We start from the raw sequence: 26,225 nt of genomic DNA, 5'->3' as shown, positions 1-26,225 counted from the left end.
CCACGGGGTGTGGCTGAACTACGTCAAGCTGCGCGCCGAGCGCCAGCCCCGGGCCGGTACCCGGGCCATGCATGCCGGGCTGAGCGACCGGCCCTGGGACTGGACGCGGATCCTCGCCCGCCGGCTCCAGCCCTTCGAGGTAGACCTGCCGCCGACCTGGGAGGCGGTCTATCGCCGCCGCCTGCCCTTCCCGTCCCACCTGGAAGTCAAGCCCCACGACCTGAAGAAAGCTTTCTGAGCGCGCCCGGCCGGCCCGGCCGATGGATCCCGGGGCGCCCCCGCGCCCGGCGGCGCCGGGAGGGGGGGGCTGCGGGCGCTCCCCGGGCCGTCACCGGCGGGCGAGGGGGGGCTGAGGGGCGCACCGGGCGCGTTCCGGGGGGCCGGCGCCCGGCGGGAGGGGGCACCCCCCGGCCGGGCGGCCAGGAACAACATTGTTCGCTCCACGGTGGGGTCAGAGGGTCAGGAAGTCCACGTATTCGCCATGGGTCAGGCAATGGGCGTGGATGCGGACCGTGTCGCCGGGCTGCACGTCGCCGGGCAGGGCGGCGAGGTAGATCGTGTTCTTGCCCGAATCCGCCGTGATCTCGCCGTCGCCGAAGACCGCGTAGGCCCCGTTGTCGCCCTCCGCCGTACCCGGCCAGTCCGAGTACCGGCTCTGGAGTTCTTCCGCCTCGCCGTCGACGGCCTTGCGGATGCGGATCCAGTTGTACCAGTGGCCTTCCATGTTGTTCGCTTCGCTCCGCACGGCCTGGGGGTGGCGCACGTAGCCCTTGGCGGGGTCGCCCCACATCAGCGCCACGTAGCCCGCGGGAACCAGGCTCGCGTCGACCTCGGGCACGTAGGGCAGGTGCTTGCCCAGGTGGCCGGTGACACCGTCGGGGCCGTTGATCTTCGGCAGGTAGCTCGGGGGAATCGCTCCCGCGTTGCCCCGCTCCCGGTTGTAGGCGATGGGATCCCACTCGGTCGGGCGCACCAGGGGGACCTCGGGCAGGGCGGGTCCGGTCGTCGCGGGTGCGGCGGGCGCCTGCTCCTCGCCGCCGGAGGGGCCGCTGGAGCACGAAGTGACCACCGGGACGAGAACCACGCCGCCGGCGAGAGTTGCCAGGCGCTTGAGGAAGATCCTGCGGTCGGGATGATTCATGGCTGTACTCCTTATGGAAGGGGGTTGTTCAGCGAAGCTCCGCCGTCGAGCCCTCGACTTGGACCCAGGGTTCAGCGCGACCCCCCAGCCTGTCGGCGAGGAACTCCTCGATGCGGCCATAGAAGTCGAGGCGGTTCTCCGGGCGGGCGAAGCCATGTCCTTCGTCGGGGTAGACCACGTAGGTCACGGCCAGGCCGCGGCTGCGCATGGCTTCGACCATCTGGTCGGCCTCCCGGATGTTGACGCGGGGGTCGTTGGCGCCCTGGGCGATGATCAGCGGGGCGCGGATCTTGTCCACGTGATAGAGGGGCGAGATGCGGCGGTTGAGTGCCTCGTCGGCCTCCACGTCCCCCACGCGGCGGATCAGTTGCCGTTTCATCGGCTTCCAGTAGGGAGGCACCGACTCGAAGAGCGTGCGGACGTTGGAGGGGCCGACGATGTCCACTCCACAGCAGTAGAGTTCGGGTGTGAAGGTCAGTCCCGCCAGGGTGGCGTAGCCCCCGTAGGAGCCGCCGTAGATGCAGACCCGGGCCGGATCGGCGTAACCCTGGTCGACGGCCCACCGGACCGCGTCGCTCAGGTCGTGCTGCATGGCGCCCACGCCCCATTCACCATTGCCTGCGTTGAGCCAGCTCTTGCCGTAGCCGGTGGAGCCGCGGAAATTGACCTGCAGGGCCGTGTAGCCACGATTGGCCAGCCACTGGGCCACGGGGTCGAAGCCCCATCGGTCCCGGGCCCAGGGTCCGCCGTGGACCACCAGGACCATCGGGCCGGGCCGACTCTCCCGATCCACCGGCAGGGTCAGAAAGCCCACCATGTCGTGGCCGTCGCGGGTCCTGATGAGCACCGGGTCACGGGGTGCCAGGCGGTAGTCGTCGAGTTCGGGGCGGTTGGCGAAGAGGACTTCCAGGCACCCCCGGTGGCGGTCGTAGAGATGCCAGGTGAGAGGGCCGTCGTCCACTTCGTCGGCGATGATCCAGAAACGGTCTTCGTGGTCCCTGTCGGTGACCATGAACTGCCCGCGGGTCTTCTCGGCGATCAGGGCGAAATCGTCGGCGATGCCCGGATCGAGCAGTGTCCACTCGTTGCGCTGGTAGTTGAAGCCCACAGCCTGGACCACCCGGCGCTCGGGATCGAGCAGCAGGCTGCCCACGTCGCAGCGCGGGTCGTGGGCCAGTTGCTCGAGTATCCGTCCCGTTTCCGCGTCGAGCAGCACCAGGCGCGCGGTATCACTGTCCTCCGAGGTCTCGGCGATGATCGCCCGGCCGTCGCGGGTGAAGGCCACCGGGCCGCCATTGTCCTCGAAGGGCCAGTGGGCGATGACCTTCCAGCGGTCCCCGGGGCTCGAGCGCACCCGCAGGGACGTGCTGCCGTCCTCGGTGCTCTTGGCCACCGCGCCACGAATCTGGAAATTCGCATCGGTGACCCAGCTCACCACGTCTCCGGGGTTCTTGGTGTCGAGAGTCATCTCCCCGCTGTCCAGATCGACCCGGTAGACGTCGAAGATGCTGGGGTCGGAGCGGTTGAGGCCGACGAGCATCTGTCCCGGGTGGTGCCGGTCGAGCATCACCCCCTGGGCCCGCACCCCGTCGAAGGGGGTCAGGTCGCGGGTGCTGCGTTCGGCGGCGTGGACCAGGTGGACGTGCCAGTTCTCGTCCCCTTCCCGGTCCTGGACGTAGAGCAGGTGCCGGCCATCGTGGGTCCAGGTGTAGGAACGAATGCCGCGCTGTCGATCGTCGGTGACCTGGGTGTCATCCTGCCGGCCCAGGGTGCGGACCCAGATGTTGAGCACCCCCTGGGGGGAGGGCGCCAGGTAGGCCAGGCGGTCGCCGTCCGGGGAGATGCGCGGCGCGGCCCGGCCGGGATTGCCGAAGAGGACTTCTCGGGGGATCAGGGGGACCTGGGGCATGATCTCTCTCTGTGGGCCCCGGGCCGGAAGCGGCGGCGGGGCCGGGCAAGCCGCTAGTATACGGACTTCGGCGCTCTCACGAGGGCCGGCAGGTGGGAACGCCGCCGGTTCGTGAAACCCAAAGGTGGTTACGCATCTGTGATCCGGTGGCCGCCGGGCGGGATGAGGCCCCATCCGCCCCGGTCCCGAGGCGCAATTCCGGCCGGGGAAGGGTAAACTGCCTTCCCGTGATCCGGAGTCAACGAGGAGATTTTCAGATGATCAGCTTCACTCAGGCGGCGAGCAGCAAGATCCGCGAAATCATGGAAGAGTCCGGCGACGACGCCAACGCGCTGAGGATTCGCGCGTCCAAGGTGGGCAACTACACCTTCCGCTACGGTTTGCAGCTGGTGGGTGACGGGGAGATCACCGAGCAGGACCAGGTGGTCGAGGCCGACGGCATCAAGGCTGTCTTCGATGCTCAATCCGCGGAGTGGATGAAAGACGCCACCGTCGACTTCGTCGAGCACGACGGCAACGCCGGCTTCCAGATCAAAAACCCCGCCGCCGAGCCCGAGTGGAAAGATCCGGTGGCCAGGAAGGTGCAGTCGGTCCTCGATCAGCGCGTGCAGCCCTCCCTGGCCCAGCATGGCGGCTGGATCGAGCTGGTGGAGGTCAGCGATGGTGTGGCCTATGTCCAGCTCGGCGGGGGCTGCCAGGGCTGCTCCGGCGCCCAGGCCACTCTGAGCGAGGGGATCCGGCGGGCGATCATCGGGGAAGTGCCCGAGATCAGCGACGTGGTCGACCGAACCGATCACGGCGCGGGAACCCACCCTTTCATGTCCCACTGAAGCCCGCGGCGGCGATGGCCTCGCGACGGGAATCCACGGCTCCCCCGACCGCCAGGGGGGTGCGTGTCGTCCTGACCGGGGGCGGGACCGGCGGACACGTCTATCCCTGCCTGGCGCTGTACGAGATGCTCCGCCGGCGGGGTATCGTGGGCAAGGCGCTCTACCTTGGCGTGCGGGGCCGGGCGGAAGAAGAAATCGTTCCCCGCCAGGGCATCCCTTTGCAGTTCATTCCGGCCGCGCCCTTTGCCGGGGGCTCGTGGCCGGCCAAGCTGCGGGCACTGGCTTCGGTGCTGCGTGGGGCCCTGGCCTCGATGGCCTGGCTGCTGCGTTTTCGGCCCCGGCTGGTGCTGGCGGCCGGCGGCTACGTCTCGGCCCCGGTGATCGTGGCGGCGTTCCTGCTCAAACCCTTCCTTCGCCTGCGCATCGTCATCGACGAGCAGAACCTGGTGCCCGGCCTGCTCAACCAGTTCGCCTCGCTCTTCGCCGACCTGGTGCTGGTGAGTTTCAAGGAGACCGCCTACTTCATCTGGAACAATCGCTGCGTGGCCACGGGCTACCCGGTGCGCCGGACCTACCTGGAAGAGGGAGAGGAGCGGGGGGCGCTGCGCCGCCGGCTGAACCTGCCCGAGGATGCTTTCGTGGTGGTGGTGGCCGGTGGTTCGATGGGTGCGCGCAGCATCAACCGGGCGCTGGCCGCGGCCCTCGGGCGGCTGGCCCGGGTGGACAGGCTCGTCATCGTGCACAGTGTCGGCCTGCAGGCTTCCCGCTCCTACGACGCGGTGGGAGACACCGCGCGGCGCATCCGTGACGTGCTGGGCGAGCGCTTCCAGGCCGCCGACCTGGTGGCCAGGCGGGAGGACGGTCGGGTCTTCTATCGCGGCTACCGTTACCTGGACGATCTCTACGACTACCAGCGGGCCGCCGACCTGCTGGTCTGCCGGGCGGGAGCCGGCTCCCTTTCCGAGGTGCTGGCGCTGGGGCGCGCGGCGCTGTTGATCCCCAAGCGCGGCCTGCCTGGCGATCACCAGGAGTTCAACGCCCTGGCCGTGGCCGAGAAAGACGGAGCCGAGGTGCTCTTCGAACGCCGGGATCCGTCCAGCGGCCGGGACATGGTGGACGCCGGGGAACTGGCGGCGCGCATCGAGGCCCTGGCCGCCGATCCCGAGCGTCGCCGGACCCTGGCCGCCCATGCCGCGGCACTCTACGACCGGGGCATGGAAGACTCGGTGGTGCGCGCCGTCTCCAGTGTCCTCGGGCGCCGGCCGGTGGATTTCGTCTCCCAGGTGGTCGAGCCCCGCTTCGTGCGCTTTCAGCGCAACTTCGACAGCCTGATCAAGTACCTGGCGGTCGAGGGGCGGGAACGATCGGTGGACGAACTCTACCGCCAGTATTACCGGATCAAGATGGAAGAGTACCTGGCTTCTTCCGACGACCTGGTGGTCAACCGGGGCATCAAGCTGATCGGCGCCCTGGGGTGTCGCGAGCGCTACCCCTTCATCCGGGACCACTTCGACGGTTTCCGCGGCTACCTCAAGCGGAACGCCCTGGCCGCCCTCCGGCGGGCGGGGGCGTACGAGCCCTTTTTCGGCGACCTGGTGCGGGCCGGACTCGAAGACGGCTACTACGAGACGCGGCGGGAGGCCATCGCCCTCTACCGGCGCTTCCACGGGCCAATGGCCGCGCGGAAAGACATTCACGAACTGATCCTCTCACGCCTCGATCGACGCCTGGAGAGTTGGGAAGTGCGGGCCGAGGCGATCCTGGCCGCGGTGCTCTTCCTGGACGAGACGACGTTCCTGGCGCGGATGGAGCGCTACCGGGCGTCCCGGAAGATCCGCCTGCGGGAAGCCCTGCTCGATGCCATTTCTCTCGGGTTGAGGGCCGGGCGTTTCGAAGACATCGCCCGCGTGCGCCTCTTCGTCAAACGGATGCTGGTGACCACCTCGGAGTTCCGGCCCCATTTCCGGGTGCGTTCGCGCTACATCCGGGTGATCGAACAACTGGAGCGGATGGGATGATCAAGTTGCTCGCCGCGTGGCTGGCCGACCTGGGGGTCGATGCCGGCTTTCTCCGGCTGGCCAACTACATCACCGTGCGCGCCTTGCTGGGCATGGCCACCGCCCTGGGGCTGAGCCTGCTCTTCGGTTTCCGTTTCATCGTGCGCCTCTACGACAAGGGGCTGCGGGACACCTCCGGCGATTTCCTCTCCCTGAGCGCCGAGTCCAAGCGGGGCACGCCGACCGCCGGGGGGCTGATCCTGCTGGCCTCCACCCTGGTTTCGGTCTTCCTCTGGGGCGACCTGGAAAGCCGGTTCTTCTGGCCGCTGGTGGGAGGCTTCTCCTACCTCTCCCTGGTGGGCTTCCTCGACGACTCCCTCAAGTCCCGTTTCAAGTCGTCCCTGTCGGGACTGAGCCAGGCGGCCAAGACCCTGCTGCTGCTGGGTTGCATCGTGCCCTTCGCCGTCTTCCTGGTTTCCGACTTCAGTCCGCTGCCCGCGAGGGAGCGGACGCTGCTCTACATCCCGTTCTACAAGGAGCCGCTGCTGGACCTGACGCCGGTGGGGTTCGTGCTCTTCGCCGTGTTCGCCATCTTCTCCATCGTCAACGCGGTGAATATCACCGACGGCATGGATGGGTTGCTTTGCGGCACTTCCACCTTCGGTCTCGGTGTGTACCTGGTCTATGCTTACATCCTGGGCAACACGATTTACGCGCGGTACCTGCTGTTTCCCTATCTTCCGGGGGCCGGCGAAATGGCGGTCTTCGCCGGCGTGTTGATCGGGGGCATTCTCGGTTTCATGTGGTTCAACACCTATCCGGCCGAGGTCTTCATGGGGGACACCGGCTCGTTGGGCATCGGGGGGGTGCTGGCGATGATGGCCTTCCTGACCAAGCAGGAGATGCTCTTTCCCATCGTCGGCGGCGTCTTCGTCTTCGAGATCTTCACCTCGCTGATGCAGCAGAAGGTGGGCGACCGCATCGGCCGGCGGGTGTTCCACCGCGCCCCTTTCCACCACGCCATGAGCCACGCGGGCATTCCCGAGCCCAAGGTGGTGGTGCGCTTCTGGATCGTCGCCATGATTCTGGCCACCATCGGCTTCCTCTCCCTGAAAATCCGCTGACGCGGTCGATATCGTCGCTCGGCGGTTCATCGGGGCGGGGTTTCGACGTATAAGAACGGGCAGAAGCGTGGCCCGCCCCCCCAGGGACCCCACCCCCCGAGCGCGGCCCACCGTGGAGAGACATCCATGACCGCCCGTCTTCGCCGGTGCCCCTGGTGGGCCCTCGTTCTGCTCCTCGTCCTGGTGCCGGGTATCATCGCCGCTCCCGCTCCATCGCCCGCCGAGCGCTACTTCCGGGTGGCGGTCCAACTCGCCGAGCCCCCCGCGGACCTGGCCCGGATCACCGCCATGGGCCTGCTGATCGACGCCTACAAGGCGAAGACCGGGGCGGCCTACCTGACCGTGCGGGAGTCCGAGCTCAGCGCGTTGCGGCAGGCCGGTTTCGATCCCCGGGTGCTGGAGGAGACGACCCCCACCACCGATGGCCTCGACGCCCTCTCCGACTACCATGACGAGGCCGAGACCGACGCCGAGATCGACCGGGTGGCCGGCGAGCACCCGGCCATCGCCCGGCGCCTGGAGTACTCTTCGCCGACCGAGGGCGGGAGGGTCGTCGGTCTGCTGAAGATCTCCGACAACGTGGAGCAGGACGAGGCCGAGCCGCGGATTCTCTTCGTCGCCCAGCATCACGCCCGGGAGGTGATGACCCCCGAGGCGCTGATCGACATGATGGACTACCTGACCGACAACTACGGCATCGACCCCGAGGTCACCGAGTGGGTCGACAACTACCAGATCTACATCGTGCCCTGTCACAACCCGGACGGCACCAACTACGTCTTCAACGTCAACAGCAACTGGCGCAAGAACCGCCGTGACAACGGCGACGGCAGCTTTGGCGTGGACCCCAACCGCAACTACCCCTACCTCTGGGGGCCCGACGGCTGCGGGGGGTCGAGCGGCGTGCCCAGTTCCGACACCTATCGCGGCCCTTCCGCCAATTCCGAGCCGGAAACCCGGGGCCTGACAGAGCTGGCCCGTTCGGTGCATCCCTCGATCAGCCTGACCTATCACACCTACAGCGAACTGGTGCTCCATCCCTTCGGCTGTCAGCCCAGCAAGCCGGACGATCCGGATCTCAGGGCTCACCGGGACCTGGGTTCAAGCCTGGCGGCCTCCATCGAGAACGACGCCGGCGACGGCTGGTACGAAATGGGGACTCCTTACGAACTGCTCTACGAGGTCGACGGGGACAGTGACGGCTGGCTCCACGCCATCGCGGGTACGGTGGGCTTCACCATCGAAATGAACGCGGCGATGCAGGGTTTTCAGCCCGACTACGACACCTGGCGTGACGACACCGTGCTGCGCAACCGGGCAGGCTGGCAGTACCTGCTCCGCCGGATGGCCGGAGGCGCCATCACCGGCCGGGTGCGCGACGCCTGTTCGGCGGCGCCCCTGGGAGCGGAGGTGGGTCTCGAGGAGCAGGTTTTCACCCAGGGCCAGGAGCCCCGGACCGCCGTCCCGGCCAACGGTTTCTACCACCGCATCCTGGTGCCCGGCACATACACCGCCTACGCGGCGCTGAGCGGCTACCACCGGCAAAGTTGGCCGACCCGCGTCGCCTTCAGCAACGCGCAGCAGGACTTCTGGCTGGTTCCCGACGGCTCGTTCGCCCTCGAGCTGAGCGATCTGCGGGTCGACGACGCGGCCGGCGATGCCGACGGCGAACTCGACGCCGGCGAGGAGGCCGACCTCTACCCCACCGCCTATGCCACCGGCGGCGAGATCACCGGCGGCGTGGCGCGGCTCAGTTCCACCGATCCCTACGTGGAGATTCTCGACGACCAGGCCGCTTTTGCGCTGATTCCCGCCGAAGGGCGGGCCGAGGCCCTCGACCCGTTCCGTCTGCGCATCCTGGCCGATGCTCCCGAGGGCCACCGGGCCCGGGTCACGATCACCTTCAGCGCCGACCAGGGCCTCTGCCGCAGCGAGGCCGTGACGGACCTGCTGATCACCGGCGGATTCGTCTCCTGCCCCTTCTGGCTCGAGGCTCTCGACGAGGATCCGGGCTGGACCATCGAAGGCCCGGCTCTGGGCTGGGAGTTCGGCGTGCCGGCGGGATCGGGCGGCGTCTCCGGCCCGGATCGCGCGTTCAGCGGCGACAACGTCTACGGCACCAACCTGTCGGGCAACTACGGCACGGGGGGGGGAGAGTTCGTGCTGACCTCCGCGCCCATCGACCTCGAGGGACTGAAGGATGCCGAACTGCGCTTTCAGCGCTGGCTGAACAACGAGCCGGCCTACGACCTGGCCCGCATCGAGGTGAGTACCGACGGCAGCACCTTCACCGAGGTCTGGCGGGGCTTCGGCCGGGACGAGCGCTGGGAGGAATACCGGGTGGACCTGCCCGAGAGTGTCGATGATCTCTCCCAGGTCTGGCTGCGCTTCGTACTGCGCCAGGATGGAGGTGGCAGCCGCAGCGGCTTCTACATCGACGACATCGCCATCTGCGGCCGGGCGGCCCTGACCGCCGGCGGCAAGCTGAAATACGACAGTCACCGGATCGAAGAGAACGATCCCAACTACGGCAACGCCGACGGTGCGCTGGACGCGGGCGAGACCGTGACCATGACCGTCGACTTGCGCAGTACCCGCTCGTCGGCGAGTCGGGGCGTCACCGCCGTGTTGAGCACCACGGATCCGGCGGTGACGATCCACAACGCCGTGGCCGAGTACCCGGTGATTCCCGCCGGCGCGGTCGTCGGATCGTTGCCGCCGCACTTCACCTTCACCGCGGGACCGGAGTGCGCGGCGAAGATCCCCTTCACCCTCACCGTGCGGGACGACAGCGGGGCCGAGTCCGTCAGTCACTTCACCGTGCCGGTGGGCAGCCTGGAATACGGCCTGCTCTTCGAGGACGACATGGAACTCGACCGGGGCTGGACCGTCTCCGGCGACGCCACCGACGGCGACTGGCAGTGGGGTGAGCCCCACCCCTCGTTCTACAACGGGGAGCCGGCCAACCCGGACCAGGACCACACGCCGGACCCGGGGATCAACTGCTGGGCGACCCAGAACGTGCAACCGCCGACGGTCGTGCCACCGACCATCGCCGAGGTGGACGGTCAGACCATTCTCACCACCCCGCCCCTGGCCGCCGGCGCCTGGGAGACCCTGGAACTGACCTACTGGCGCTGGTTCTTCACGGGCGACGGTCCCGGGCCCGACACCCTGGTGGTGGAGGTCACGGAAGATGGCCTGCAGTACAGGCAGGTGGAGACCGTCTCCACCAAGGCCAATGCCTGGACCTTCGTGCGCAAGGAACTCTCGAATCTGATCACGCCCACCGACCAGTTCGCGCTGCGTTTCGTGGTCACCGACGGGGGGGGAGAGAGCATCGTCGAGGCGGGGCTCGACGACCTGCGCCTGGAAGGCGACCGCTGGGTCTGCGAGGGCTGGGACGCCCCCGTGCTCGATCCGCCGAACCCCGTGGGCGACACGCTGCGGCTCGAACGCCGCCACTTCGACCTGCGCTTGAGCTGGACCGCTCCGGCGGAGGACGCGACTCATGGCCCGGCCACCGAGTACCGGGTCCAGCGCAGCGTTTCCCCCGGCGGCGGCTTCAGTGAAACGGCCCGTCCCACCGCGCCCCTGCACTACGACCTCGGGGTGGCCGGCCCCTCGGACGCCGCGACCTACTACTACCTGGTCACGGCTCTCAACAGCGGCGGCGACGAGGTTCCCTAGCTGCCCTCGAGCAGGCGGTCGAGGAAGAAGGCATACTCGAAGGCGATCTCGCGCAGGCGGTGGTAGCGGCCGGAGGGACCGGAGTGGCCGGCGCCCATCTCGGTCTTCAGCAGCAACAGGCCGTCGCCTTGCGCGCGGGCGCGCAGCCGCGCCGCCCACTTGGCCGGTTCCCAGTACTGCACCCGGGGGTCGTTGAGCCCCGCGGTGATCAGCAGGTCCGGATAGTGCTGCTCGCTGACATTGTCGTAGGGCGAGTAGGAGAGCATGTATTCGAAGAACTCCTTTTCGTGGGGATCGCCCCACTCCTCGTACTCGATCACCGTCAGGGGCAGGCTTTCGTCGAGCATGGTGTTGATCACGTCGACGAAGGGCACGGCTGCGTGGGCGGCGCGGAACAGCTCCGGGCGCATGTTGAGCACGGCGCCGATCAGCATCCCCCCCGCGCTGCCTCCCTCGATGGCCAGGCGATCGGGCGCCGTCACCCCGGTGTCGATCAGGTGCTCGGCCACGTCGATGAAGTCGTAGAAAGTGTTTTTCTTGTGCAGCAGCTTGCCGTCCTCGTACCAGCGTCGGCCCATCTCACCGCCGCCCCGGACGTGGGCGATGGCGAAGACGAGGCCCCGGTCGAGCAGGCTGACCCGGGTCAGGGAAAAGTGCGGATCGATGCTGATACCGTAGGAGCCGTAGCCGTAGAGCAGGCAGGGGCGGGGCCGGTCTTCACCCAGGTCCCGGCGCTGGACCAGTGACACGGGAATCTTTCGTCCGTCGCGGGCGGGGACCCAGATCCGCCGGCTGACGTAGGCCGTCGGATCGTAGCCTCCCAGCACTTCCTGCTGCTTGAGCAGGCGCCGCCGGCCGCTGGTGAAGTCGTATTCCCACACCGCCTGGGGAGAGACCAGCGAGCTGTAGGTGTAGCGAAACGTGTCGCTGTCGTAGACCGGGTTCCAGCCGGCGCCGACGGTGTAGACCGGTTCCTCGAAGTCCAGGTCGTGGCCCCGGCGGAAATCCGGGTCGTAGAGGGTGATGCCCCGCAGGCCTCCCTTGCGGCGGTAGAGCACCAGGTGATCCCGGAACACGTCCAGTCCGTCGAGCTTGACTTCCTCTTCGTGGGGGATGACCTCCTCCCACTGTCCGCGGTCGATCTTCCCGGTGGGAGTTCTCAGCAGGCGGAAATTCACCGCGTCCTCGTTGGTCAGCACCAGGAAGTGCCGGCCATGGTGATAGACCCGGTACTCCACCCCATCTTGTCGCGGGGCGAAGACCCGGAAGGCGCCGTCGGGCCGCCGCGCGTCGAGGAAGAGGGTTTCCCGGGTGATCTGGCTCTCCGCCTCGATCAGGATGTAATCGCGGCTCTTGGTGGTACGCAGCGAGAGATGGAAGCGTTCGTCGGCTTCGGTGTAGACGATGGTGTCTTCACCCGGATCGGTGCCCAGGCGGTGGCGCATGATGCGGAACGGGCGCTCGGCCTCGTCGAGGACCGTGTAGAACACGGTGCGGGAATCGGCGGCCCAGGCCGCGGAATAGTAGGTGCGGCCGATGGCCTCGGGCAGATCTTCGCCGGTTTCGAGGTCCCGCACCCGCAGGGTGTATTCTTCGCGGCCGGCCTCGTCGACCGAGTAGGCCAGGTAGCGGTGGTCCGGGCTGACTTCGAAGACGCCGAGGCGGAAAAAGTCTTTGCCCTCCGCCATCCGGTTCCCGTCGAGCAGCACCTGCTCGGGCGCCTCGAGGGAGCCCCTCTTGCGGCATTCGATGGTGTACTCGCGCCCTTCCTCGGTGCGGGAGTAGTAGTAGAAGTCGTCGATCTTCACCGGCACGCTGGTGTCGGTTTCCTTGAGCCGGGTCCGAAACTCGCGGAAGAGTTCTTCTTGCAGGTCCCGGGTGTGCGCCATCCGGGCCGCGGTGTAGTCGTTTTCCGCCTCCAGGTAGGCCAGCACCTCGGGGGCGCCCCGCTCGCGCAGCCAGAAGTACTCGTCGGTCAGGGTGCGTCCGTGAATCTCGGTCAGGTGGGGGCGTTGTTCGGCGAGAGGGGGGGACGGCATGGAACTCTCCTTGGAGGCGGAAAAACAGGCGGCCAGCGCCAGGGTCGGTCCCAGGGCGAAGAGGAAACGGAGAGGAAGGGAGTGGCGCATGGGGAACTCTCGAATCGGTGAGGGGGCGCTTGACCCGGTGGGGGCGCCTGGCCCTAGAATAGCGCGCCGCCGGTGTTCTGGGGTCGAGAGGATCCGGATCAGCCGGCGTCGCGTCACGGGGAGGCGCGGCCGGCAGGATGCGGCGCGGACGGGGAGAGGCGCCGCCAGAGGCGGCCTTGGGAGACTCGCGGAGGCGAGAGGTCTGGCTTTCGGGTCCTGTACGCTGGGCTCTGCGCCCGGGTGCCGTCCGCGGCGCGGGGGGGGCGGATGGTGAGCGTCTCGATGCTCTCGAGCGCATGGCCGGGGGCGTGGCCCACGAGTTCAACAACCTGCTGATGGCCATCGAGGCCCAGTGCGCCCTGCTCGAGGAGGGGCCGCCCGGGCGGGAGGATCCCACCGAGGCGGCCCGGGAGATCCGGCGGTCGGTGAGTCGGGCGGCGGCCCTGACCCGGCAGCTGCTGATCTTCAGTCGCCGGCAGCCGGTCTCGCCCCGCCGCCTCGACCTCAACGACGTGATTCGCCGCCTCGAGCCCTGGCTGCAGCGCGCCCTCGGCACACGCTTCGGCCTCGACCTGAGGCTGACGCCGGCCCCCGCCCTGATCTGCGCGGACGCCTGCCTGCTCGAGCAGGTGCTGGTCAACCTGGTCCTCAACGCCCGGGAGGCCATGGAGCAGTCGGGCCAGGTGGTCGTCGAAACCCGCCACGTGGATGGCGAGCTCGGCTCCCGGCGGGGCCCGGACACCGGGCAGCGCTGGGTCTGCCTGTCCGTGGCGGATACGGGGGTCGGCATCCGTCCCGAACTCCATGGGCGGATCTTCGAGCCTTTCTTCACCACCAAGGAGGCGGGGCAGGGCTGCGGCCTGGGCCTGGCCGCCGCGCTGGGCATCGTGCGGGCCAGCGGCGGCCATATCGAAGTCTCCTCCGAACCCGGCCAGGGCGCCGCCTTTACCGTCTATCTCCCCCGCGTGGACCCCGAACCGTAGCACTCCCGGCCCGCGCGGCGATGGCCGTTGCGGCGCGCCCCGCGCCACCTATCTTCACTCCATGGAGCGCTAAGCGAGACCCGCGTCCGGGCTCGGCGTGGAGATGGAATGGTCCTGGAGGAAGTCGAACAGCTCCGGTCCCTGCCGGTGGGGATCCTGGGCTACGGCCGCTTCGGTCGGGCCTGGGCTCAGCTCCTGGAGGAGTCGGGAGCCCGGGTGCGGGCCCATGACCCGCGGGCCGAGGTCCCCGTGTCGTGGAGGGCGGACTCCCCGGCGGCGCTGCTGGGCGCCTGCCGGCTGATCTTCGTGGCCGTCCCTGTACCCGCCCTGGCCGGGGCCCTCGAGAGCTTGGCTCCCCGGCTCCGCCCCGAACATCTGCTGATCGACGTCAGCAGCGTCAAGGTCGAGCCGGTCCGGGCCATGGCCTCCCGGCTCGGGGGCCGCTGCCGCTGGGTGCCCAGCCATCCCCTTTTCGGCCCCACCTCCCTGGCTCTCGGAGAGCGCCCCCTGCGGGTGGTGGTCTGTCCCGAAGGCTCGAGTCCCCGGGCCGTCGAACTGGCCGCGGCTCTCTACCGGGAATTGGGTTGTGCGGTGACCTTCAAGCCCGCCGAGGCCCACGACCGGGAAATGGCCGAGTCCCACGCCATGGCCTACTTCGTCGCCAAGGCCCTGGTCGACGCGGGGCTGGCCGTGGACTCGGAGCTGGCTCCCCCCTCGGCCCAGGCCATCGCCCGCACGGTGGAAGCCGTGCGTTCCGACGCCGGGCACCTGCTCACCGCCCTCCACTGCCACAATCCTCACGCCGCCGAGGCCCGGGCGCGTTTCGTCGACGCGCTGGTGGAAATCGACCGCCGGCTGGGCGAGCCCGCCGCCGTGGAAGCCGCCGAGGCGGCGGATGCACCCGCCGGCGACCTGAGCCTGCCGGACCTGGGCCGGCGCTCGCCGGAACTGCGTGAGGTGCGTGAAGTGATCGACGACCTGGACCGGCAACTCGTCGAATTGCTCTCCCGCCGGGCCCGCCTGGCCCGCCGCGCGGCCCGGGCCAAGAGCGACCTGGGCCAGGGTGTGCGGGACGCGGGCCGGGAGAGTCAAGTCCTCGAACGCCGACGTCAGTGGGCCGCGGAGCGGGGCCTGGCGCCGGCCGACGTGGCCCGGGTTTTCGAGGAGATCCTGAGGTTTTCCCGTCGGCTGCAGCTGGAGGAGAAGCGATGATCATCATGTTCGACCCGGACACGCCGCGGGAGTCGGTGGAAGCCGTCGAGGCTCTCGCTCGCCGCTTCGACGACGTCACCCCCAAGCGCTACGAGTATCAGGGGGCGACCCACTCGATTACCGAGGTGCATCTTCTCGGTTCGACGCAGAAAGTTCCCGAGGAGCCGTTCAAGACCTTCCCCGGTGTGCGCCAGGTCGTGCGGGTTTCCTCCCGCTACCGCCTGGTGGGGCGTCACGACGCCCCCGGGATGCCCACGGGTTTCGCCTACAACGGCGTTGGCTTCGACGGGACGGCGGTGAAGGTTTTCGCCGGGCTCTGTGCGGTGGACACTCCCGAGCACGTGGAGCAGACCTTCGCGGCCCTGGCCGAGCACGGTCTCCAGACCGCCCGCATGGGGGCCTACAAGCCTCGTACCAGTCCTTACGACTTCCAGGGCCTCGGTGCTTCCTGCCTGCCCTGGGTCTTCGAGCTGGCGGGCAAGCACGGGATTCGGGTGGTGGCCATGGAGGTCACCGACGCGCGCCACATCGAGGAGATCGACCAGGCCCTCGAGGCCACGGGCCGGCCCACCGGCGTGATGATCCAGATCGGCACCCGCAACGCCCAGAACTTCGAGTTGCTCAAGCAGGCCGGTCGCCAGAAGGTCTATCCCGTCCTCTACAAGCGAGGCATGGGGATCACCCTCGAAGAGTCCCTCAACGCCTGTGAATACATCGCCTCGGAGGGCAACCCGAACATCGTTTTTTGTCTGCGTGGCGTGAAGACCCACCTCGGTGATCCGCATCGCAACCTGGTGGACTTCGCCCATGTGCCGGTGGTCCGGCGCCAGACGCGGATGCCGGTGTGCATCGACCCCTCCCACTCGGTGGGCTCCACCCGTCGCGCTCCAGACGGACTGACGGATATCTTTCACGTGACCGGCCAGGGCCTGATCGCGGGGGCGTCGATGGTGCTGATCGATTTCCACCCTGCGCCGGCCAGCGCCCTGTGTGACGGACCCCAGGCCCTGACACCCGACGCATTGCCACGCCTGATGGCCTACGTGGAGCGTGTACGGGCGGCGTACGAAGAGATCTCCGCCCTTGCCGTGCAGACCGAGACCGCAGGATGAGGACTGCTGCATGACCGGAAAGGACATCATCGAAACCGACGCGAGCTGCGAGTCGACCCGGATTCTCGAAACCGGCCGCCAGGCCGTGACCGACGTGGACAAGTATCGCCTGGTGGTGATCGAGACCACCATGCCCACGATGCTCGGCCGCAGCCTGCCCCTGCTCGAGAGTCCGACCACTATCGGACGCGATGCCGACAACATCATCGCCGTCGAGGAAGACTCGGTTTCCCGCCGCCACGCGTTGCTGATTTGCCTCGGTCAGCAGTGGTTCATCGAGGATCAAGGCTCGACCAACGGGACCCTGGTCGACGGCCGGAAGGTCAGTGGACGGGTGCCGCTCGAAAGCGGCGCCAAGCTGCGGGTGGGCGAGACGGTATTCAAGTTCATCCGCGGTGAGGACGAGGAAACCCGCTACTTCGAGCGCAGCTACCGGATGAGTGTCACCGACGCTCTGACCGGTGCCTACAACAAGCGCTTTCTGGACCAGGTATTGCAGCGGGAAGTCGCCCGCGCCAGGCGCCATCGCCGCCCGCTGAGCGTGTTGATGCTCGATATCGATCACTTCAAACGGATCAACGACAGCTACGGGCATCCCGCCGGTGACGCGGTGCTGCGCGAGCTGGCGGAGGTGATCGCCGGTCGCCTGCGGATCCACGACTTCTTCGCCCGCTACGGAGGCGAGGAATTCACCGTGGTGCTGCCCGAGACCGATGGTGACGGCGGGCGCATCGTGGCCGAGAGTCTGCGGGAACGGGTGGAAGAATACGATTTTCGATACCGCGGTGAGACGATCCCCGTCACCATCAGCGTGGGCTATGCGGCCCTCGACGACCAGGACCGCGGTGTCACCGACCTGCTGCGTCGGGCGGACGACTGTCTCTACCGGGCCAAGAATGCGGGACGCAACCGGGTCGAAGGGCCCCGGCGTTCCGGGTAGCGGCGACTCCGGCCGCGGGCGGGGTTCGATGGGGTCGGCCGAAGGGACGATGCGGGCCTGCGCCCGATCGGGGGCGGGGTTCTATGCCGCCGGCGAAGGCAGGCCCCCCGTATGGAGGAAGATCAGCGCTCCGGCGCCTTCCACTGCGCCGCGGCGGACAAGATCGGCCAGGCCGGCGAGGGCCTTGGCGGTATAGACGGGGTCGAGGTGCAGGCCCGCCGCAGCGGCGCGTGCGCCGGGATCCGCGGCCAGCGGCAAGGGGCTGCCGTAGCCGGGGCCCACGTAGCGCTCTTCGACCAGGGGCACCGATTCGGGGGGGAAGGGCCGCGCCGAGCCCAGGCGCCGGCAGACCTCCCCGGCCAGGCGGGCGATCGAGGGACGGAAGCGCCGCCACAGGCCGCCCACGTCGATGCCGAGCGGCTGCAGGGGCGAGTCCAGCAGAGCCAGCCCCGCCATCAGGCCCGCCAGGGTGCCTCCCGTTCCTGTGGCGAGTCCGACCCGCGCCGGGCCCAGCCCCGCCGCCCGCGCCTGGCGGTGCAGTTCCACCGCGGCGCGTACGTAGCCCAGGGCCCCGCGCCAGCCGTGACCGCCCACCGGGATGAAGTAGTGGCGGCCCAGGCGCGCCAGGCACAGGGCGTGGGCCATGCGGCTGGCCGTCTCCAGGCGCGTCTTGCCGCGCAGGCTGCGGAAGGCCGGGAAGAAGTGCAGCTGCGCACCGGCTTCGGCGGCCAGGGCCAGGCTGCCCGTCAGCTCTGCCGGGCGGTGATCGAAAAAGAAAAGATGAGCCTCGAGCCCCACCTCCCGGGCCAGGACGGCGGTCAGCCGCGTGTGGTTCGAGGTCAGCGCGCCGAAGGTGGCCACGCGGCGTGCTCCCCGGCGGCGGGCCTCGGCCAGCAGGTACTCCAGCTTGCGGGTCTTGTTGCCGCCCGGCGCGGGGCCCAGCGTATCGTCCCGCTTGATCCAGGCGGGCCTTCCGCTCAGCTCTTCGAGCAGGGGGAAGGGCTCGAAGGGCGAGTCGGTGCCGCCCAGGTCGAGGCGGGGATGGGCGTCCAGGGCGGCGAGGAGTGCGGCGGCGTTCATCGCAGGCGGCGGGCCAGGCGCCGGGCGAAGGCGATCAGGGTCAGCACCGTGGGCCGGCCCAGGGCCTCGGGAAAGACGCTGGCGTCGCAGACGAAGAGCCCGGCGATGGACGTGGCCAGCTCGTGGTCGAGCATCTCGCCGATGCGCACCGTGGCGCTGGGGTGGGTCCCGCGCAGGGGTGTGGTGAAGAGGGTGCCGGGGGCCGCCCCCGCGGCGAGGAGGATCGACCGGGCCAGGCCGCCGGCTTCTTCGAGCACGGCCCGGTCGGCGCCGGTCAGAGGCTTGCTGATGGAAAGATCGTCACCGATGCCGCCGGAGACCTGGTCGCGCACCTTGATCATCACGCCGAGCATCCGTCCCCAGCGGGGCCAGCGCAGCAGGTGGCGGGGGTGGGCCAGAAAGGCCATCAAGGGAAAGAGCAACCAGGGGTCGACCAGGGTGCTGAGCATGAAGCGCCCCCGGGGATCTTCCCAGGACCAGGTCATGGGGGGCTCACGGCCGATGCCCCGGCCGGCGGCCACGCCGTAGACCATCACCGTGGTGTCCATGGCCAGCCCCCGGCCCGCCTCCTCGAGCCCCGAGCGACGGAGGATCGGCGGGCTGCCCAGGCCACCGGCGGCCAGCACCACCACTTCGGCCCGGGCCTCGAAGCTCGTTCGCCCCCGGCGGCCGACCACGCCCCGGGCGCGACCCCCTTCCACCAGCACTCGCTCGACCCGTACTCCGGTCAGCAGGCGGGCTCCCGCCACCACGGCCTGGTCCACGGACTCCGCCGCGCTCCACTTGGCCCCGCAGCGGCAGCCCAGCATGCAGTGGGCGCCGCAGCGGAAGCGGCCCGCGCGCTCGGGCCGGAAGAACTTGGGTTGGGGCTCCCACCGCTGGCCGACGGTTTGCGCGGCCTGGGCGATGCGGGTGGAGGCCTCTCCCCGCAGCTCCTCGTCCAGGGGGGCGACCCCCAGCTCCTCGGCGGCCGCGGCGGCGTCGGCCTGGAGATCGATGCCGTAGCGCGAGGCGAGCCATGGCGGCGGCGGCGCGGCGCTGGCGCAGTAGAGGGCGGTGGCCCCGCCGACCATCATCGGGCGGACGATCTGCAGGCCTTCGCGGGTGAACAACAGTCCGCCCCGCTCGGTGTAGCGCAAGGCGCCGAGGTGGGTGCCGTGGTACCAGCGGCCCCGGTGGTCCGCACCCCGCTCGACAATCAGCACCCGCCGGCCGGCCCGGGCCAGCTCCCGCGCCACCGTCGCGCCTCCGGGCCCGCTTCCCACCACGATCACTTCCGCCGACTCGGGCATCGCCGCTCTCCTGTGGACCGAGGCGCCCAGTCTATCGGCTGCGGTTCGGCGATGGGATGGGAGCCGTGCGGGAGGCTGGTTGCGCGAGGGTGATCTTTCCCACCTGCCGCGAACCGGTGAGCACGACGATCCGCCGAGGTGGGGCCCGGCCGGGCAAGAAGGAGCCAAGGTGGCGAGAGTGCATGTCGCCACGACAGTCCTCGCGTGGTCGATGGGCAAGAAATATCAGCCAAGCCGTGGTTTTTATGGGATGCGTATGGGCCAATTCATCGTGGATGGCCTACTGGCGCCGGCTGGCGGCCACAGCGAGAGAACGGGCCGTGCACCAGGCGCGGATCGAAGCCGCGGTGGCGTCGTCGAAGAAGGTGTAGAAGACGGGTACGACCAGTAGGGTCAGGGCGGTACCGGAGGTCATGCCGCCGATCAGGGTCAGGCTGAAACTGGTGTAGCTCATGCCGATGGAAGAGGTCCCGGCGAAGGCCAGGGGGATCATTCCGCCGACGGTGGTGATGGCGGTCATCATGATCGGACGGAAACGGCGCCGGGCCGCGGCGCCGACGGCCTCGTCGCGTGGCAGGCCCTGGCGGCGCAGGCGGCCGATGGTGTCCACCAGCACGATGCCGTTGTTCACCACTACTCCCACCAGCAGCACGATGCCCACCGCGCCGAGGAAGTCGATGTCCCGGTCGGCGAGAAAGTGGATCCAGCCCACACCGATGGCGGCCAGGGGAATGGTCAGCACGATCGACAGGGGTAAGATGATGTTCTCGAAGAGAAAGCCCATCAGCAGGTAGATGAAGATCACAGACAAGCCGAGGGCGAAGAAGAGGCTCGACAGGTCGCTGTCGAAGTCTTCCCGCTGGGTGCGGCTGGCCAGGTGCACGCCTTCGGGCAGCGCCAGTCCCGCGACCAGGGCCGCCAGTCGCTGGCGGGTGGCCTCCCGGTCTTCTTCGGCCAGATCGAGGGTGATGGTGCGGGAGATTCGGCGGTTCTCCCGGTAGATGAAGGGAGCGCCGGCCAGGGGGCGCGCGTCGGTCAGGGTGGCCAGGGAGAGGGGCCCCGAGGCGCTGGGCACCAGGAAGGTCTCCAGTTCCGCCAGCTCTTCCCGGTCGGCCTCGCGGAAGCGAATGCGCACCGGTACTTCCCGGCCCCGGTCCTGGTAGCGGGGCAGGCTGCGGCCCCGCAAGGCCGTGCCCACCACCGCGGCGATCACCCGGGGCTCGGCGCCGTAGCGTCGGGCCCGGTCCCGATCCACCACCAGCCCAAGCTCTTCCCGGGAGGTTTCGAAGGCCTTGCGGGCGCCGATCACACCATCGATCCGCACCAGTTCGGCGGTCAGGGACAGGGCCACGTTTTCCAGCCTCTCCGGATCTTCCCCCGTCAGGATGACGCTGAAGGTGTCATCGCCGCGCTCCTTGCTGACCTGGCTTTTCTGGCCGGAGTGGATCACGAAGCCGGGACGGACGGGAAGGGCGGCGATGAACAGCTCGGTCACCTCGGCGGATGTCAGCTCGTTCTGACGCGGGCGCTTGAACCAGGCCTGGATTTCCCCCTCCTGCGAGCGGTGGAAGTGGAAGTAGCCGTCGAGATCCCACTGTTCGCGGTGCCGCTCGAGAACCTGATCGGTCCGCCGGAACCAGCTCTCGGCCTCCTCGAGGGTCGTGTCGGCGGGCATGCGTACCCGGATCGACAGCCCCGAGCGTTCCTCTTCCTGCACGTCGGTGAAGCGTACCGCCCGGGAATCTTCAGGATCCAGGGCGGCGCCGAAGGGAAAGGCCGCGGTCAGGGCGAAGAGAGCGGCCAGGGCCAGCACCAGCTCCAGACGCCGGCCCAGGGCCCGGGCCAGCAGACGGTCGTAGACAGCGGCGAGGGGCCCCAGGCTGTGGTCGTAGAGCCAGAGGCCGCCCCGGCGCAGGATCTCGCCGATCCCGGCCAGTCGGCCGGCGGGTCGGTCGCCCGCGTTTTCGGGCAGGGTGAGGTAGACGCAGAGGGGAACGAAGACCAGCGCCACCAGCAGCGATCCGGCCAGGGCCACGCAAATCGGCAGGGCCAGGCGCACGAGGAAAAAGCGGGCGTCACCCTCCACCAGGGCAGCCGGGAGAAAGGCGATGATGGTGGTCATGGTCGACATGGTGATCGCCAGCGCGATCTCGCCGGTGCCGCGGATCGAGGCCTCGCGCCGGTCCAGGCCTTCCTGGTGCAGGCGGTGGATGTTCTCGGCGACCACCACCGCGTTGTCCACCAGCAGGCCGACACAGATCATCAGGCCCAGCAGAGAGAGGATGTTCAGCGTCTCTCCCGCGAAGAACATCACCGTCAGCGCCAGCACCAGGCTCAGGGGAATCGACAGGGCGATGATCACCGTCAGCCGGAAGCGGCGGAGAAAGAAAAGCAGCACCAGGGCGGCCAGGCAGCCGCCCACCAGGCCGCTTCCCAGCATGGTATCGAGGGATTCATCGATCACCCGGCCCTGGTCGAAGAGGGTGATGATTTCGAGCCCCGCCAGGCGCGGGTCCTGTTCGATCTCCTCGAGGACCGCGGCCAGGCGGCTCGAAACTTCCCGGGCGTTGGCTTCGCCCTCCTTGAGGATCACCATCGCCACCGCCGGTTTGCCCATGGCCCTGACGCGGTAGTTCTTCTTCGGCTCCTCGTAGGTGATGGTGGCGACTTCGCCCAGGCGCACTCCCGGGGCGATCCACCGCCCGCGCAGGTCTTCGAGGCTCTCGTAGCGGGCCACCGAGCGCAGCAGCAGGCGGCGACCACCGTCGAAGACCTTGCCTCCGGGGAGGGTGAAGTTGTCCGCCGCGAGTTGCTCGCCGAGCTGGAAGAGATCCAGGCCGGCGGATTCCACCAGCCGTCGGTCCAGCTCGATGAGGATCTCTTTTTCCTCCAGGCCGTCGGTGGTCACCGCGGCCACGCCTTCCACCCGCTGGAGGCGCTGCGCCAGGCCGCGTTGGAGCAGCTCGTAGGGATCGCCCACCTCCGGGTCGACCGCCACCCCCAGCACCAGCACGGGGATCGAGGCTTCGTCTTCCTTGTGGATCCGGACCTGGTCGATTTCGGCGGGCATGCGGCGGCGGGCCCGTTCGATGCGGTCGCGTACTTCCCGGTAGGCCACGTCCATGTCGGTGGCCTGCTTGAATTGCAGCCAGAGCTGGGCCCGGCCCACGCCTGCGTAGGAAGAGATACGCCCCATGCCCCGCACGGTGGCCATCTCCTCCTCGAGGGGCAGCACCAGCTTGTCGAGCACTTCCCGGGGCGGGGCGTCGGGCCAGGAAACCGAGAGCGACAGAAACGGCGGATCGAAGCCCCGCGGCACCAGCTCGACGGGAATGCCCGTGGCGGCCACCAGGCCGACCACGACCACTGTCAGGAAGAGCACGAAAACCGTCACTCGGCGGTCGAGGGAGAAGCGGGCCAGCGATGCCTCGCCCCGGCTCATCGGCGCGCCCTTCCGCGGCGACCGATCAGCGACTCGATGCGTTCGTAGACCACGGGGATCACCACCAGCGTCAGGGCGGTGGAGGAGAGCAGCCCGGCGATCACCGCGATGGCCATCGGGCGGCGGATCTCCGCTCCGTCACCCCAGCCCACCGCCATCGGCAGCAGGCCCAGCACGGTGGTCGCGGTGGTCATCAGGATCGGTCGCAGCCGCACGCCGCCGGCGGTGACCACCGCTTCCCGCAAGCCCAGGCCCCGGTCGCGCAGCACGTTGATGTAGTCCACCAGTACGATGGCGTTATTGACCACGATGCCGGCCAGCATGATCAGCCCCAGCAGCACCACCACCGAGATGTTCACACCGGTCAGCCAGATGGCGACGATGCTGCCGATGAAGGCCAGGGGAATGGTGATCATGATCACCAGGGGGTGGATCAGCGACTCGAACTGGGCGGCCATGATGACGTAGACCAGGAAGACGCTCAGGGCGAGCACCAGCCACAGGCTGCGCCGGCTGCGCTGCCACTCCTCGCTCTGGCCGCTGATGCGAAAGTCGGTCCCCAGGGGCCAGTCCATGGCCCGGCCGAGTACTTCCTCGATGCGGGCGGCGGCGCCGGTCAGCGAGCCGCTGGCCAGGTTGGCGGTGACCAGGGCCGAGCGTCGGCCGTCGATGCGCCGTACCTCGCTCGGGCCCTCGCCCACCACCACGCGGGCCACCGCTTCGAGAGGAAGGGGGCGGGTGCCGTTCGGGTTGACGTCCAGGGCGCGCACCTCGTCGGTGGTTTCCCGGTCATCGAGGCCGAGGCGCACGACGATGGGAATCCTCCGGTCGAGCAGGTTGTAGCGGGTGGCCTCGGTGCCCTGCACCTTGTTGCGCACCAGCCGGGCCACGCTGCGGATGTCCAGGCCCAGGCGACTGAGACGGTCCCGGTCGTAGATCACCTGGATCTCCGGGGCGCCCCGCCGCTGGGTACTCTCCACGTCAGTCAGCTCGGGAAGCTCCGCCAGCAGGTCCGCGGCCTGATCGGCCAGGGCCCTGAGCTGGATCAGGTCGTCGGCCTGGATCTCCACCTCGATGGGGGTTTTCGAGCTGAAGAGTACCGGACGCACCACGCGGATTTCCATGTCGGGAATGGTGGCCAGGCGCCGGCGAATGCGCCGGAGGATTCGCCGCTCTGTTTCCTCGGGGCGGCGGCTGGGCGCCAGAAGCACCTTGAAGCGGGCCGTGTGCTCGCCCTCGTCGGAGCGCTGAGACTGGGCGCTGTCGAATCCCAGGGTCAACAGCAGGCTCTCGATGTCTTCGCTTTCCGCCAGCAGGGCCTGTTCGACGGGGGTCAGCACCTCGGCGGTGTGATCGAGGGGCGTGCCCACCGGCAGCGCCACTTCCACGGTGAATTCGCCCTGGTGGACTTCGGGCAGCAGCTCGCTCTCCATGCGCTGGAGGACGGCGGCGGTGGCGGCGAGGCAGGCGGTGACGGCCAGCAGCAGCAACCAGGGGTGGCTCAGGGCGGCGGTGAGTAGCTTGGGGTAGAAGCGGGGAGGGCTGCCGGCGTCCGGGGGCAGCCGGCGGCGGGCCCGTCGCCCGATGGCCGCCAGGCCCCGGCCGACCAGGCGCGCCAGCAGGAAGAGGAGAATCAGCAGCGCCAGCAGCGCCCGGCCGGCGATCTCGAGAGGCAGGGCCACGGCCAGCAGCAGCAGCCGGAAAGGAGTGGCCGCGATCGAGCGCGTCAGCGAGGTCGAGCGGAAGGCGTCGGCGAAACGCCGGGCGGAGGCGACGCGCAGCAGCTCCCGCAGGCGGTAGGGCGCCGCGGGTCGTGTCCCTGAACCGCCGAGGGCGGCGAGCATCGGGATCAGGACCAGGGCCACCGCCGCCGAAGCGAGCAGGGAGACCACCACCGCCGTGCCCAGGTCGCCGAAGGCCTGGCCCGCCACGCCTTCGATGAAGACCATGGGAAAGAACACCGCCACCGAGGTCAGGGTCGAGGCGAAGACCGCCGAGCGCACCTCGCGGGTGCCCCGCACCACCGCCTGGTCCGGAGTGTCACCCTCCTCCCGGCAGCGGTGGATCGACTCCAGCACGACGATGGAAGAATCCACGAGCATACCGATGCCGAGGGCCAGGCCGCCGAGAGACATGATGTTCAGCGAGACGCCGAGCAGGTTGAGCGGTGCGAAGGTGATGGCCAGGGAGACGGGGATGCTCGCCGCGATGATCGCTGTCGGCCGCAGGCGACGGAGGAACAGCAGCAGCACGGCGACCGCCAGCAGGCCACCGAGGATGGCGGCCTGGCGCACCTCGCGCAGACTGCTCTCGATGAACAGGGAACGGTCTGCGACGACTTTGAGTGCGGCCTTCTCGTCGTGAGCCAGCAGGGCCGCGAGGCTGGTGCTTTCTTCCCCCTCGTCGGCGCTGCCCACCGCCTGTCGCACCCGGTGGGCCAGGTCGACGATGTTCGCGTCGGCTTCCTTGAAGATCTCGACGCGCACGGCGGGTCGCCCGTCGGTGCGGGTGATGATCTCCCGCTCCTTGTGGGATCGCACCACCCGGCCCAGGTCCTTGATGCGCAGCGGCGCGCCGTCCCGCTCGGCCACCACCGTGTCGGCGATCTGCTGAAGGTTCGTGAATTCGCCGAGGGTGCGTACCATGTATTCGCTGCGACCGTCGCGGATCGTTCCCCCGGCAAGGTTGATGTTCTCGGCCGCCAGGCGGTCGATGACCTGGGCGGCGGAAATGCGCAGGCGCCGGAGTTGCTCCTCGTCGAGCAGGACCTGGATCTCTTCTTCCAGGCCGCCGCTGACACGCACTGCCGCCACGCCGCGAATCGGTTCGAGGGTGCGCTTGATGCGCCGGTCGGCCAGGCGGCGCAGGCGACGCAGTTCGGTTTCGTCCGAAGGGCCCTCGCGGGTCGAGGCCAGGGACAATTCCAGCACGGCGTCTTCCGAGGGGTCGTAGTGCAGGATCAGCGGTCGCTCGGCCTGCTCGGGGAGCAACACACGGTCCAACTCCTCCAGCACGCTCTGGGTGGCCTCGGCCATGTCGGCCTTCCAGTCGAATTCCAGCACCACGTCGCTGACGCCCGCCCGGGAGATGGAACTGATCCGGCCCAGGCCGCCGACCACTCCCACGGCTTCCTCGATGGGCCGGGAGATGTCGCTCTCCACCTCCTGGGGGGCCGCACCCGGGTACTCGGTGCGGACGGTGATGGTGGGGTAGGTCAGTTCGGGCATCAGCCGCAGGGCCAGGCGCGAGTAGGAGAGGGCGCCGAAGACGACGGCCGCGAGAAAGACCATCGTGATGGCCACCGGGCGCGTGACCAGGTAGCTGCCTGCTTGCCGGTGCTCCAC

Annotated in this window: 16 protein-coding genes; 9 read left to right on the top strand and 7 right to left on the bottom strand. The window is 69.0% G+C overall.

Features of this window, described 5'->3' with window-relative positions:
* Positions 1–238, top strand: a 238-nt coding sequence (locus tag Q9Q40_09865) for a hypothetical protein (GenBank protein ID MDQ7007529.1), incomplete at its 5' end; no start/stop codon positions are given.
* 213 nt (positions 239–451) lie between these two features.
* Here Q9Q40_09865 and Q9Q40_09860 read toward each other — a convergent pair.
* Both Q9Q40_09860 and Q9Q40_09855 read right to left on the bottom strand, forming a co-directional pair.
* Positions 452–1,141 (bottom strand): hypothetical protein, encoded by a 690-nt coding sequence (locus Q9Q40_09860; protein MDQ7007528.1) that lies wholly within the window; start codon positions 1,139–1,141, stop codon positions 452–454.
* A 28-nt stretch (positions 1,142–1,169) separates the two neighbouring features.
* Positions 1,170–3,050, bottom strand: coding sequence for a S9 family peptidase (locus Q9Q40_09855; protein ID MDQ7007527.1), 1,881 nt, complete (start codon positions 3,048–3,050; stop codon positions 1,170–1,172).
* A 257-nt stretch (positions 3,051–3,307) separates the two neighbouring features.
* Here Q9Q40_09855 and Q9Q40_09850 point away from each other — a divergent pair, with 257 nt between their 5' ends.
* The 4 genes from Q9Q40_09850 to Q9Q40_09835 all read left to right on the top strand — a co-directional run bounded on the left by Q9Q40_09850 (position 3,308) and on the right by Q9Q40_09835 (position 10,691).
* Entirely contained in the window at positions 3,308–3,880 is a 573-nt protein-coding gene (locus Q9Q40_09850; GenBank protein MDQ7007526.1) for an iron-sulfur cluster assembly accessory protein, read from the top strand.
* A 14-nt stretch (positions 3,881–3,894) separates the two neighbouring features.
* The gene (locus Q9Q40_09845) at positions 3,895–5,898 is read left to right on the top strand and encodes a UDP-N-acetylglucosamine--N-acetylmuramyl-(pentapeptide) pyrophosphoryl-undecaprenol N-acetylglucosamine transferase (GenBank protein MDQ7007525.1); all 2,004 of its coding nucleotides are present in this window, start codon (positions 3,895–3,897) and stop codon (positions 5,896–5,898) included.
* Positions 5,895–7,001 (top strand): phospho-N-acetylmuramoyl-pentapeptide-transferase, encoded by a 1,107-nt coding sequence (mraY, locus tag Q9Q40_09840; protein ID MDQ7007524.1) that lies wholly within the window; start codon positions 5,895–5,897, stop codon positions 6,999–7,001. The genes Q9Q40_09845 and mraY overlap by 4 nt, the downstream gene beginning before the upstream one ends.
* A 126-nt stretch (positions 7,002–7,127) precedes the next feature.
* A complete protein-coding gene (locus tag Q9Q40_09835; protein ID MDQ7007523.1) occupies positions 7,128–10,691 on the top strand; it encodes a M14 family zinc carboxypeptidase in 3,564 nt (1,187 codons plus the stop codon).
* On the opposite strand, the gene Q9Q40_09830 is transcribed toward Q9Q40_09835, so the two are convergent.
* A complete protein-coding gene (locus tag Q9Q40_09830) occupies positions 10,688–12,730 on the bottom strand; it encodes a S9 family peptidase (GenBank protein MDQ7007522.1) in 2,043 nt (680 codons plus the stop codon). The genes Q9Q40_09835 and Q9Q40_09830 overlap by 4 nt on opposite strands.
* A gap of 227 nt (positions 12,731–12,957) precedes the next feature.
* On the opposite strand from Q9Q40_09830, the gene Q9Q40_09825 reads away from it, so the two are divergent.
* From Q9Q40_09825 to Q9Q40_09810, 4 genes are all read left to right on the top strand, one after another.
* Positions 12,958–13,803 carry an ATP-binding protein gene (locus Q9Q40_09825; protein MDQ7007521.1) on the top strand — a complete coding sequence of 282 codons (846 nt, stop codon included), beginning with the start codon at positions 12,958–12,960 and terminating at the stop codon, positions 13,801–13,803.
* Positions 13,804–13,911: 108 nt separating this feature from the next.
* Positions 13,912–15,015: a prephenate dehydrogenase/arogenate dehydrogenase family protein gene (locus tag Q9Q40_09820; GenBank protein ID MDQ7007520.1), complete on the top strand. Its 1,104-nt coding sequence runs from the start codon at positions 13,912–13,914 to the stop codon at positions 15,013–15,015.
* Positions 15,012–16,127 carry a 3-deoxy-7-phosphoheptulonate synthase gene (locus Q9Q40_09815; GenBank protein ID MDQ7007519.1) on the top strand — a complete coding sequence of 372 codons (1,116 nt, stop codon included), beginning with the start codon at positions 15,012–15,014 and terminating at the stop codon, positions 16,125–16,127. The genes Q9Q40_09820 and Q9Q40_09815 overlap by 4 nt, the downstream gene beginning before the upstream one ends.
* 10 nt (positions 16,128–16,137) lie before the next feature.
* On the top strand, positions 16,138–17,067 hold the full coding sequence (locus tag Q9Q40_09810) for a GGDEF domain-containing protein (protein ID MDQ7007518.1): 930 nt from the start codon (positions 16,138–16,140) through the stop codon (positions 17,065–17,067).
* 81 nt (positions 17,068–17,148) lie between these two features.
* On the opposite strand, the gene Q9Q40_09805 is transcribed toward Q9Q40_09810, so the two are convergent.
* The 4 genes from Q9Q40_09805 to Q9Q40_09790 form a co-directional block, all read right to left on the bottom strand.
* Positions 17,149–18,147 (bottom strand): pyridoxal-phosphate dependent enzyme, encoded by a 999-nt coding sequence (locus tag Q9Q40_09805; protein MDQ7007517.1) that lies wholly within the window; start codon positions 18,145–18,147, stop codon positions 17,149–17,151.
* Positions 18,144–19,439 (bottom strand): FAD-dependent oxidoreductase, encoded by a 1,296-nt coding sequence (locus tag Q9Q40_09800; GenBank protein MDQ7007516.1) that lies wholly within the window; start codon positions 19,437–19,439, stop codon positions 18,144–18,146. Before Q9Q40_09800 ends, Q9Q40_09805 begins: the two co-directional genes overlap by 4 nt.
* Positions 19,440–19,719: 280 nt before the next feature.
* Positions 19,720–22,881, bottom strand: coding sequence for an efflux RND transporter permease subunit (locus tag Q9Q40_09795; protein MDQ7007515.1), 3,162 nt, complete (start codon positions 22,879–22,881; stop codon positions 19,720–19,722).
* Positions 22,878–26,225, bottom strand: coding sequence for an efflux RND transporter permease subunit (locus Q9Q40_09790; GenBank protein MDQ7007514.1), 3,348 nt, complete (start codon positions 26,223–26,225; stop codon positions 22,878–22,880). Before Q9Q40_09790 ends, Q9Q40_09795 begins: the two co-directional genes overlap by 4 nt.

This window comes from Acidobacteriota bacterium, assembly GCA_030949985.1.
Lineage (GTDB): Bacteria > Acidobacteriota > Polarisedimenticolia > J045 > J045 > JALTMS01.
The sequence above is the reverse complement of the archived record's forward strand: the minus strand, read 5'-3'. Positions and strand labels throughout refer to the sequence as shown.